We start from the raw sequence: 11,376 nt of genomic DNA, 5'->3' as shown, positions 1-11,376 counted from the left end.
TTTTTTGTGTGCCGCATGGTTGGGGTGCGGTTAACTCGAAACCGTCTTGGCCTTCAGATTCCGCGCATACCAAGGCCGCTGCGGCACCTTGCGCAACAGATCCGCGAGCTTCTTTTCATCCTCACCAAAGGTAATCCGCAACGCCAGCTTCATGGTCTCCGGGTCCATCTCCACCGATTTCCCCGCCTGCAACCCCGGCGTGGTGCTGCAACCATGGGTCCCTGGGCCGAGCCACGGATCATCGATCTCGACCCACCGTCCCGGCGCGAACCACTGCACGCCGTTGACCTCAAGCCGACTCACCTCCCCCGGATGAAAACGCTCATGGGCGCGGAACCAGTCTTCCAGGCGATCGTCGATCCAGCCGTGGAAGTGCCAGAACACCGGGTTCACGTGGGACGAGAACGGATCGCCGAGGAAGTCGTTTTCCGGCGCATACCAGCGCGCGGAAAAGTCCGACGGATCGCGGGCGAACGGTACCGGCTGGCCGTTGGACGGATCGCGCGGCACCGAGGCCCAACGCATGTGCAGCCAGTCGTGCAGGCCCAACTCGACCTCTGAGCCGAACTGCCCCAGGGTCAGCTTCGACAGGTAACGCGGATCGCGGTATTGCGACTCCCAGACCTGGAAATTGCTGTGGTAGGTCTCGGCGGTCTTGATGTCGCTGACCCACTGCGAATACTCGTCATCGTCTTCGGCCAACCAGGTCGGCGGCAGCGCCGTACCGTCGTGGTTGTCGAAATAATTGGCGAAGCCGATGCGGTCACGGGCCAGCTCCGGTTGCGGCAAGGGGAACTGCGTCCACGACGGCAAGTCCATCATCGAACGCGCCGTGCCGAGCATGTGCCGGTGCATGAAGAAAAAGTCCACCCCCGAGCCGTTGCGATCCTTGCGCTTGCCCCGGGCGTCACGCTCCTGGTCCCGCGGCCCGGGCTGCCAGCCGATGCCGCGCAAGGCGTTGCGTTTGTCTTCGGGCAAGGTGTGCCATTTGTCCCGGGACGCATGCCAGAGCTGGTGGAACAACCGATGTTCCTGGGACGTCAGCCAGGCCAGCAGTGGCGGATTCAGACCGGTTCGCTCGCGGGCTTCGGGGAACACTTTCTTGACCGCGACGAAGCGATTGTCCTGGGCCGTCTGCATCAAGGGACGATCCAGATCCAGCACGCGACCACTGAGGCTGCCGCTGCCGGCGTTACCGAAACCGGCCCAGACTTCGTCCAGTGCCATGCTGAATTCGTAATCACAGCTGCCACCGGCGCTGAGCAAGCGCCAACTCAATTGGGCCGGCTTGACCCCGGCCACATCGCCGAGCACCCGATAACGCGGCGCTTCGCTGCCACGCAAACGCTCGGCGGTGTCGAGAAAGCCGATCAGGCCACGGCCCTTGTGGCCGATGTCGAGAAACAGCTCCAACCCGTCCTGTGGCAAGCCCTCAAGCCCGGCATCGCGACCTTCGAAACGGATCTGCCAGACCCCGCGCAGGGTGTCCGCCAGGCGTTGGCCGGCGACATCCGCCACATCGAATGAAGCTTCCCCCGGCGTGATCGTCGGGTCCGGCTTCGTCCATTCACGATGCCCATAAAAAGCCGCAGGCACGGCAGCGCCGGTCAGCGCCAGGCCTGCCATGAACCATCGTCGAGAAATCGTCATTGCCCTACCTGTGTCAGCCATGAAGCAGGCTTTATCCAAGCTAGAACGTATGTTGCCCGCACAAATTTAAAAGCGGTCTACTGTAGGAGCTGGCTTGCCAGCGAAGAGGCCAGCACAAACACTAAATTCCTTCCTCGGCCACTCGTTCCCCCCAGATAGCAAAGGCGAACCTGACTGAGACGGCAATGACAAAACCACGTTCGAAAAAGGCTCTTTTCATCGGCCTGCCGCTGGCCCTGGCGATCAGCGCGGGCGCAGGCTTTGCTGCCTGGGACTACTGGTTCAAGGACAATTCCGGCTACCCGGTCAAGGTGATGAAACAGGCCGATGATCTGCATGAGCGCCTTCTCTCGTTCGACAGCCACATCACCATCCCCATGGACTTCGGCACCGCCGGCAATGAAGCCGACAAGGACGGCAGCGGCCAGTTCGACCTGGTCAAGAGCGGGCGCGGACGCCTGTCCGGCGCGGCCCTGACGATTTTCGGCTGGCCGGAAATCTGGAACGGCGCCAACGCGCCGCATCGCCCCACCGCCGGGTTCATCGAAGAGGCACGCTTCGAGCAGGAAACCCGCTACAAGATCATCAGCGCCCTGGTGCGGGATTTTCCCAATCAGGCCGCCATCGCCTACACCCCCGACGACTTCCGCCGCCTGCATGGCGAAGGCAAGTTCGCGATCTTCATGAGCATGCTCAACGCCTACCCGCTGGGCAACGACCTCAACGCCCTGGACAAATGGGCGGCGCGGGGCATGCGCATGTTCGGCTTCAGTTATGTGGGCAACAACGCCTGGGCTGATTCTTCCAGGCCATTGCCGTTCTTCAACGATTCCCGGGACGCCCTCGGCGGTCTCTCGGACATCGGCAAGCAAGCCGTGCAGCGCCTCAACGACCTCGGCGTGATCATCGATGTATCGCAGATGTCGACCAAGGCCCTGGAGCAAGTGGCCCGTTTGAGCCGCACGCCGATGGTCGCCTCGCACTCTGCCCCGCGCGCCCTGGTGGACATCCCGCGCAACCTTAGCGACCACGAGATGCAGCTGATCAAGGACAGCGGCGGCGTGGTGCAGATTGTCGGTTTCCCGACCTACATCCGCCCGCTGAGCCAGGCCACCCAGGACAAACTCAACGCCCTGCGTGCGCGTTTCGACCTGCAACCGCTGCAGGGACTGGAGATGGCGTTGATGCCGGGCGACCCGATCATCACCGTGTGGTCTGAGCAACGGTTCGGCGAATACGCCAGCGAGCTCTACGCGATCGTCGACGAAGAACCCAAGGCCACCCTCAAGGACTATGGCGACGCGATCGACTACGCGGTGAAGAAAATCGGCATCGATCACGTCGGCATCAGCTCCGACTTCAACGATGGCGGCGGCCTGGACGGCTGGAAGGACGTCAGCGAGGCACGCAACGTGACCGCCGAGTTGATCAGCCGCGGTTACAGCGAGGCTGATATCGCCAAGCTCTGGGGCGGCAACTTCCTGCGGGTCTGGGACCAGGTCGAGAAATCCGCCCGGCCCGTCGCGAAAAACTGATGCCACTTTTGCCAAGCGAAGCCCAAGCCATGACCAACCGTCGTTCCTTCCTCAAGCAGGCCGGCATTCTCGCCGCCGGCCTGCCCCTGGCTGCTGGCGTGAACCTGCCGGCGCTGGCCGGCAATCCCCAGCCCTTGCCAAAGGGCAAATGGGCGCAATTGCGCTCGTTGTTCAATCAGGACCCGGACTACCTGCATTTCGCCAATTTCCTCGTCACCTCGCACCCCACGCCGGTGCGCAACGCGATCGACATGCACCGCGCCAACATCGACCGCAACCCTGGCCGGGCCATGGACTGGGACCTGCAGGAAACCGAGAAACGCGAGCACAACGTGCGGGTCTGGGCCGGTCGTTACCTCAATGCCAAGCCTGAGCAGATCGCGCTGACCGGCAGCACCACCGAAGGTCTGGCGATGATCTACGGCGGGATTCATGTGCGCCCGGACCAGGAAATCCTGGTCAGCGAACACGAACACTACTCGACCAACTACACCCTGGAATTTCGTCAGCAACGCCAGGGGACCCAGGTGCGCAAGCTCAAGCTGTTCGACAACAGCCGCGACATCTCGGTGGATGAGGTGCTCGCTTCGATCACCCAGGGCATCCGCCCCGAAACCCGCGTGCTGGGCATGACCTGGGTGCAATCGGGCAGCGGCGTGAAACTGCCGATCGGCGAAATCGGCAAGCTGGTCGAAGAGCAGAACCGCCAGCGCGACGAGAAAGACCAGATCCTGTATGTGGTCGACGGCGTGCACGGCTTTGGCGTCGAGGACCTTGAGTTTCCCGATATGCACTGCGACTTCTTCATCGCCGGCACCCACAAATGGATGTTCGGCCCCCGGGGTACCGGGATCATCTGCGCCCGCTCAGCCGAGGTCAGGGATGTCACGCCGATCATTCCGACCTTCAGCGAATCCACCGACTTCGCCACCATCATGACCCCAGGCGGCTATCACAGCTTCGAACACCGCTGGGCCGCAGACGAAGCATTTAAGCTGCATCTGGACCTGGGCAAGGCCGAGGTGCAGGCGCGCATCCATGAACTCAACAGCTATGCCAAGGACCGCCTGCTGGAACAGCCGCGGATCGAACTGGTCACGCCAAAGAGCCCGCAATTATCCGCCGGCTTCACCTTCTTCCGGATCAAGGACCAGGACTGTGAAAAGGTCGCCGGCCAACTGATGCAGAACCGCGTGGTCTGCGACTCGGTGGACCGCGACGTCGGCCCGGTGATCCGCATCGCCCCCGGCCTGCTCAACAACGAACACGAAATCGACCGCTTCATGTCCCTGCTGAACAAAACCGCCTGAAGGCATGACGCGAAACCCTGTGGGAGCGGGCTTGCTCGCGAATGCGGTGTGTCAGTCGACACTCATGTTGCCTGACACACCGCATTCGCGAGCAAGCCCGCTCCCACATTGGACCTCGCACGACACCCGTTTTTTCTTCGATCGAGATGAGTCATGAACCGAAATCTGCTGACCGTTGGATTGGCTGCCCTCCTCGCCAGCCTGCTGCCATCTGCCGTACAGGCCGCCACCGCCCCGCCAGCGGGCAAGGTATTCAAGGACTGCAAGAACTGCCCGGAAATGGTCGTGCTGCCCGCCGGGACCTTCACCATGGGCACCCCCGATGACGAAGTCGGCCGCGAGCCCGATGAAGGTCCGATGCATGAAGTCACCTTCGCCAAGCCCTTCGCCATGAGCCGCTTCCAGATCACCGCCGGTGAGTGGGACAGCTATGTGAAAGAAAGCGGCGTGACCATCGCCAACGGCGATACCCGCCCAGGCCGCGAGTGCGTCGCCAGCAAGCCGCGCTACCCGCAGAGCCCGCGCCAGCCGGCGGTGTGCATGAACTTCGACGACGTGAAAAACTATGTCGCCTGGCTGTCGAAAAAAACCGGGCAGAAGTACGGCATGGTCAGCGAGGCCCAACGTGAATACGCCGCACGCGCAGGCACCAAAGGCCCATTCCCCTTCCCGTTCGATGAAGGCAAGGGATACAGCATCGCCAAACACGCCAACACCTACGGCCCGGCCGACGGTTTCAGCTTCAGCTCGCCGGTGGGCAGCTACCCACCGAACGCCTTCGGCATGTATGACATGCACGGCAACGTCTATGAATGGGTCGAAGACTGCGAACACCCGAACTACGTCGGCGCCCCCACCGACGGCAGCGCCTGGCTGGAAGCCAACTGCGAAGCCGTGCGCATCCGCGGCAACGACTGGGGTGAAGCCCCGGTGTTCTCCCGCTCAGGCAACCGCAACAGCCAGTACCCGCAGGAACGTGGGGACTGGATGGGCTTTCGCGTAATCCGCCAGCTCTAAGGCGTACCACTTTCCCCCTGTGGGAGCCAGCCTGCTGGCGATGACGACTTTTCAGTCAATAAAGATGTCGACTGACCGTCCGCCATCGCCAGCAGGCTGGCTCCCACAGGGTTTTGCGGTGTGAGCAACCTCACCGCCAATCAGCACTGTCTAAATTAACCCCTCGACCAGACGTTCTACTGGGTATCTGCCTTCCGACCCAAGGAACCGTCTTCCATGACCCAGCCCACCCGCGGCGCCATCGGCGAACTGTTCGCCCTGCTCAAACCCTTTCGACTCATCGTCGCCGCGTCCATTTTCCTGGGCATGGTCGGCGGCCTGAGCGTCACGGTGTTGCTGGCGACCATCAACAATGCCCTGCATTCGGACAGTGGCCTGACCCAGGGCGTGGTCGCGCTGTTCGCCGGCCTGTGCCTGCTGGCGCTGGCCAGTTCCATCTGCTCGGACATCGGCACCAACTACGTCGGCCAGCACATCATTGCCAAGCTGCGCAAACAGTTGGGCGAGAAGGTGCTGTCGGCGCCGATCGAACAGATCGAGCGCTATCGCAGCCATCGCCTGATCCCGGTGCTGACCCACGACGTCGACACCATCAGCGACTTCGCCTTCGCCTTCGCGCCGCTGGCGATTTCCGTCACCGTGACCCTGGGTTGCATGGGTTACCTGGCGATCCTGTCGTGGCCGATGTTCCTGATCATGGTCGCCGCGATCCTGATCGGCACCGCGATCCAGGCCTATGCCCAGAGCAAGGGCGTGCAAGGTTTCATGGCCGCCCGCGAGGCTGAAGACGAGCTGCAAAAGCACTACAACGCGATTGCCGAAGGCGCCAAGGAACTGCGCATTCATCGCCCACGCCGCCAGCGCATGTTCACCGCGGGCATCAAGGGCACCGCCGAGTTCATCTGCAACACCCAGGTGCGCTCGATCAACACCTTCGTCATCGCCAAGACCTTCGGCTCGATGCTGTTCTTCGTGGTCATCGGCCTGGCCCTGGCCCTGCAAACCTTCTGGCCTAGCGCCGACAAAACCGTGATGAGCGGCTTCGTCCTGGTGCTGCTGTACATGAAAGGCCCGCTGGAGCACTTGATCAGCACCCTGCCGATCGTCAGCCGCGCGCAGATCGCCTTCCGCCGCATCGCCGAACTGTCCGAACAGTTTTCCACCCCGGAACCGCACCTGCTGCTCAGCGACCAGGGCAAGGTCAAACAGACCGTGCACGAACTGCAACTGGCGGACGTACGCTACGCCTTCCCGGCGGTCGAGGGCGCGGCGCCGTTCCAGCTGGGCCCGGTCAACCTGTCGATCAAGCAGGGCGACATCACCTTCATCGTCGGCGAGAACGGCTGTGGCAAGACCACCCTGATCAAGTTGCTGCTGGGTCTATACACGCCGCAACAGGGGCAGATCCGGGTCAACGGCGAGGCCATCGACGCGCACAACCGCGACGACTATCGCCAGCTGTTCACCACCATCTTTGCCGACTACTACCTGTTCGACGACGTGGTCCAGGGCGATACGCATATCCCCGAAGACGCCAACAAGTACCTGCAGCGCCTGGAGATCGCGCACAAGGTCAGCGTCAAGGACGGCAACTTCACCACCACCGACCTGTCCACCGGCCAGCGCAAGCGCCTGGCGCTGGTCAATGCCTGGCTGGAAGAGCGTCCTGTGCTGGTGTTCGACGAGTGGGCGGCCGACCAGGACCCGACCTTCCGGCGGATTTTCTACACCGAGCTGCTGCCGGACCTCAAGCGCCTGGGCAAGACCATCATCGTGATCTCCCACGACGACCGCTACTTCGACGTCGCCGACCAACTGGTGCGCATGGAAAGCGGACGGGTCGTGACCGAGCTGACAACCGCCTGAACAAGTCTGGCGCCATTCAAATGTGGGAGCGGGCTTGCTCGCGAAAGCGTCGTGTCAGGCGACATTAATGCTGACTGGCACACCGCCTTCGCGAGCAAGCCCGCTCCCACAGGTTTTGCGCAGTTCCGAACCTTCAAAAATTATTTTTCCGGTTTCCTGTCAGTGCTCCGTCTTAATAATCATTCCCATTAACAAAAACTTCACAAAACACTTTTCAGGAGCACAGGCAAGTAATGCGATCTCTTCCACGCCGTACACCTCTCGCGCTGGCCGTACAGCGCCCGTCACTGCATAAAACCCTGTTGACCAGCGTTCTGCTGACCGCCACCTTGCTGGGGAGCTCGATGGCCAATGCTGCACCTGTGAAAGTCAGTATTTCGGTTCAGCCGCTGTCCAGCGCCCTGAGCCAGCTGGGCATGCAGACCAACCTGCAGATCCTCTACAGCCCGGACCAGGTGGCCGGCATCAAGTCCCGTGCGGTGTCCGGCTCGCTGGAGCCTTCCGCGGCCCTGGCCGAGATGCTCAAGGGCACCGGCATTTCGTTCCAGATCAACGGCAACAGCGTGACGCTGGTGTCCGGCGGCTCGTCGAGCCTGCAACTGGGCGCCACCACCATTTCCGGCCAGGCCCTGGGCCTGACCACTGAAGGCACCGGTTCCTACACCACGGGCGCGACCACCACCGCCACCAAGCTGCCACTGACCATTCGCGAAACGCCGCAGTCGGTGACCGTGGTGACCCGTCAGCAGATGGACGATCAAGGCTCAAAGAGTGTGGGTGATGTCCTGCGTAACACGCCCGGCGTCACCATGCAGAAGTACGACAGCGACCGTACCGAGTTTTCCACCCGTGGCTTTGCCATCACCAACTTTCAGTACGATGGCGTCAACATTCCCTACGACGGTGTCTACGGTGAAAACCCGAACAACAGCGACGACTCCGCCAGCCTCGACCGCATCGAAGTCATCAAGGGCTCGACCGGCCTGATGACCGGCGCTGGTGACCCGGCCGCCACCGTCAACCTGGTGCGCAAGAAACCGACCAAGGACTTCAAGGCTTCGGTCAGCGGCACTGTTGGCTCCTGGGACAATTACCGCACCGAAGGTGATATCTCCGGTTCGCTGAACGACACCGGCAGCGTGCGCGGCCGCTTTGTCGGAGCCTTGCAGGACAAGGACTCCTACATCGACCACTACAGCCAGAAGAAAGACCTGTACTACGGCATCCTCGAAGCCGACCTGACCGACGACACCTTGCTGACCCTGGGTGTGGACAGGTCCAGCGCAACCCCTCGCGGCAGTTCCTGGACCGGTAACTCACCGTTCTATAGCGACGGTGGTCGTACCGATTTCTCTCGCAGTTTCAACCCGGGTTCCGATTGGAGCCGTCGTGATTTCGACAGCACTACTTATTTCGCCTCCCTGGAACAGGCACTGGCCAACGATTGGAAACTCAAGGCCACGTTCGACCAGAAAACCACCGATCACGATACCCAACTGGCCTCCGCCAGCGGCGGCAACCCGGATCGCAACACCGGCGAAGGCATGTTCTTCTACTGGGGGCGCTGGGAAGGCCATCGCGTGCAGAACACCGCTGACGTCAACGTTTCCGGCCCGTTCAGCCTGGGCGGTCGCGAGCATGAACTGGTGGCGGGTTTCATGACCTCCCATTCACGCCAGACCGGTGCGACCTACGACAGCTCCGAGTTCGGACTGGTGCCGGGTGACATCTTCGACTGGAAAGGCCACATTGCCAAACCGGAGTTTCCGAAGAACGGCAAGTACGAACGCACCCAAAGCCAGAACGGCGCTTACCTGGCCACCCGCCTGCGTCCGACAGACGACCTGTCGTTCATCCTCGGCGGCCGTGTCAGCACCTTCAAGTACAACGAGGATTACACCTACTACCCCGGCGCCGGCCTGGCTGACACCCATGCCAGCTACAAGGAACACGGCGTCGTCACGCCTTACGCGGGTGTGGTCTATGACCTCGACGACACGTACTCGGTGTACGCCAGCTATACCAACATCTATCAGCCACAAATCTACAAGGATGCCAGCGGCAAGACCCTGGACCCGGTTGAAGGCGACAGCTACGAGACCGGTCTGAAAGCGGCCTACTTCGAAGGCAGACTGAACGCCAGCCTGGCCTTCTTCCGCATTGAACAGGACAACGTCGCCCAGTACGTCACCACGGATACCACCACCGGCCAGGACGTTTACAAGCCAATCTCCGGCGCCACCACCGAGGGTGTAGAACTGGAAATGGCCGGCGAACTGGCCGAAGGCTGGAACCTGTCGGCTGGCTACACCTACGCGCGTTCGCGTGACGATGACGAACAACGCATCTACGGCTTCCCATTGGCCACCACTAAACCGGAACACGTCGTGCGTACGTTCACCACCTACCGCCTGCCCGGCGCCCTGGATCAGGTCACCGTCGGTGGTGGCGTCAGCTGGCAGAGCGCCTTCTACGGCCAGAGCTTCAACCCGAGCGTGGATGGCAGCGGTCAAGGTGCAACCGCCACTCTCAAGCAAGGCGGCTACACCCTCGTCGACCTGATGACCCGTTACCAGTACGACGAACACCTGAGCTTCACCGCCAACGCCTACAACGTCTTCGACAAGAAGTACCTGACAGGCCTGGGCAACTTCGGCACCACCTTCTACGGCGAGCCGCGTAACTTTCAACTCACGGCCAAGTACGACTTCTGAGTCGCTGAGCTGAAATGAAAAATGCCCGCATTGAGAGATGCGGGCATTTTTTATGGGCCTTTTGATCTTCTGCTCACGTCACCTCAAAGCCGCGAGCGCACCCACTCCACCACTTCCACGTGAATCCCTTCCACCTCCCCCAACAACCCCGCCATGCGCAGAAAGTCATGGGTCATACCCGGCTGCTCCAGCAACGTCACCTCATTCCCCGCCGCCCGCAAACGCTCGGCATACTCAAGCCCTTCGTCATGCAACGGGTCATAACCGGCCAGGTACACCAGTGCCGGGGCCAAACCCGACAAATCCTCGGCCAGCAGCGGCGAGCAGCGCCAGTCCGCCAGGTCCTGGGGGGTGCGGGCGTAGTGGGTGTAGAACCAGTCCAGGGTCGGGGTTTCCAGCAGGTAGCCCTCGGCAAAATCCCGGTGTGAGGCGCGGTGGGTGGTGGCGTCGGTGACGGGGTAAACCAGCAGTTGCGCCTTGGGTTTCAGCGCGAGTTCCTGTGGGTCGCGAACAGAGATGATCGACAGCACTGTGGCCAGTGTTGCACCGACGCTGTCGCCGGCCAGGGCCACCCGTGTGGCGTCCAGGCGGCGGGTTGCGCCTTCGCGTAGCAGCCAGTTGCCGGCGTCGCAGGCGTCCTGTACCGGAGTCGGGAAGCGCCATTCTGGGGCCAGGCGATAATCGACGGTCAGCACGGCGAAACCACCCTGGGCTGCCAGGCGACGGCACAGGGCGTCGTGGGAGTCGAGGCTGCCGACCACGTAGCCGCCGCCGTGGAAATAGAGCATCACTGGTTGCAGGGCTTCGACGGTTTGGCCGTTGCGATACAGGCGTGCGGCGAGGCTGTGGCCGTCGCGGGCGGGGATGGTGAAGTTTTCGCAGGCGATATTGTCCAGCGGTGTATCGAGGAAGCTTGAGGAGGCTTCGAAGTCGATCCGTGCCTCTTGCGGGGTCTGTTCGTGCATGGGGTGACTTTTGCCGGTCAGGCGGCCGAACTCGGCGAGTTCGAGGAAAGCTTCAAGTTCTGGCAGTACGGCCATTGGAGGGATCCTTTACGCAAGAAAGTAGAAAATCTTGTAGTAAACGCGGTCCCCTGTAGGAGCTGGCTTGCCAGCGATGGATTCGAATACGCCGCGTGTATCCAGAAAGCACGCGTTATCGTTAGCGACCATCGCTGGCAAGCCAGCTCCCACAGGGGGCGTGTTTTAGCCAACAAACACGCGTTATCGTTGGTGACCATCGCTGGCAAGCCAGCTCCTACAGGGGGTGTGTTTATCCAACAAA

General features: G+C 61.8%; 7 protein-coding genes. 5 read left to right on the top strand and 2 right to left on the bottom strand.

Going from position 1 to position 11,376, the window contains the following annotated elements:
* Window positions 1-30: 30 nt before the first annotated feature.
* Window positions 31-1,650 (bottom strand): PvdJ/PvdD/PvdP-like protein, encoded by a 1,620-nt coding sequence (locus ACM6I6_RS16590; protein ID WP_414920263.1) that lies wholly within the window; start codon window positions 1,648-1,650, stop codon window positions 31-33.
* Window positions 1,651-1,835: 185 nt separating this feature from the next.
* Here ACM6I6_RS16590 and pvdM point away from each other — a divergent pair, with 185 nt between their 5' ends.
* From pvdM to ACM6I6_RS16565, 5 genes are all read left to right on the top strand, one after another.
* Window positions 1,836-3,185 carry a pyoverdine-tailoring dipeptidase-like protein PvdM gene (pvdM, locus tag ACM6I6_RS16585; protein WP_323606887.1) on the top strand — a complete coding sequence of 450 codons (1,350 nt, stop codon included), beginning with the start codon at window positions 1,836-1,838 and terminating at the stop codon, window positions 3,183-3,185.
* A 29-nt stretch (window positions 3,186-3,214) separates the two neighbouring features.
* A complete protein-coding gene (locus tag ACM6I6_RS16580) occupies window positions 3,215-4,495 on the top strand; it encodes an aminotransferase class V-fold PLP-dependent enzyme (RefSeq protein WP_414920264.1) in 1,281 nt (426 codons plus the stop codon).
* 153 nt (window positions 4,496-4,648) lie between these two features.
* The gene (locus tag ACM6I6_RS16575) at window positions 4,649-5,512 is read left to right on the top strand and encodes a formylglycine-generating enzyme family protein (RefSeq protein ID WP_323606888.1); all 864 of its coding nucleotides are present in this window, start codon (window positions 4,649-4,651) and stop codon (window positions 5,510-5,512) included.
* 216 nt (window positions 5,513-5,728) lie between these two features.
* Window positions 5,729-7,378, top strand: a complete 1,650-nt coding sequence (locus ACM6I6_RS16570; RefSeq protein WP_323606889.1) for a cyclic peptide export ABC transporter — start codon at window positions 5,729-5,731, stop codon at window positions 7,376-7,378.
* Window positions 7,379-7,611: 233 nt separating this feature from the next.
* On the top strand, window positions 7,612-10,092 hold the full coding sequence (locus tag ACM6I6_RS16565) for a TonB-dependent siderophore receptor (protein ID WP_323606890.1): 2,481 nt from the start codon (window positions 7,612-7,614) through the stop codon (window positions 10,090-10,092).
* Between the two features lie 83 nt (window positions 10,093-10,175).
* Here ACM6I6_RS16565 and ACM6I6_RS16560 read toward each other — a convergent pair whose 3' ends face one another.
* Window positions 10,176-11,132, bottom strand: a complete 957-nt coding sequence (locus tag ACM6I6_RS16560) for an alpha/beta hydrolase (protein ID WP_274075513.1) — start codon at window positions 11,130-11,132, stop codon at window positions 10,176-10,178.
* Window positions 11,133-11,376 lie beyond the last annotated feature (244 nt).

The organism is Pseudomonas sp. IT-P218 (genome assembly GCF_949767605.1).
In the GTDB taxonomy this organism is placed as follows: Bacteria; Pseudomonadota; Gammaproteobacteria; order Pseudomonadales; family Pseudomonadaceae; genus Aquipseudomonas; species Aquipseudomonas putida_AE.
The sequence above is the reverse complement of the archived record's forward strand: the minus strand, read 5'-3'. Positions and strand labels throughout refer to the sequence as shown.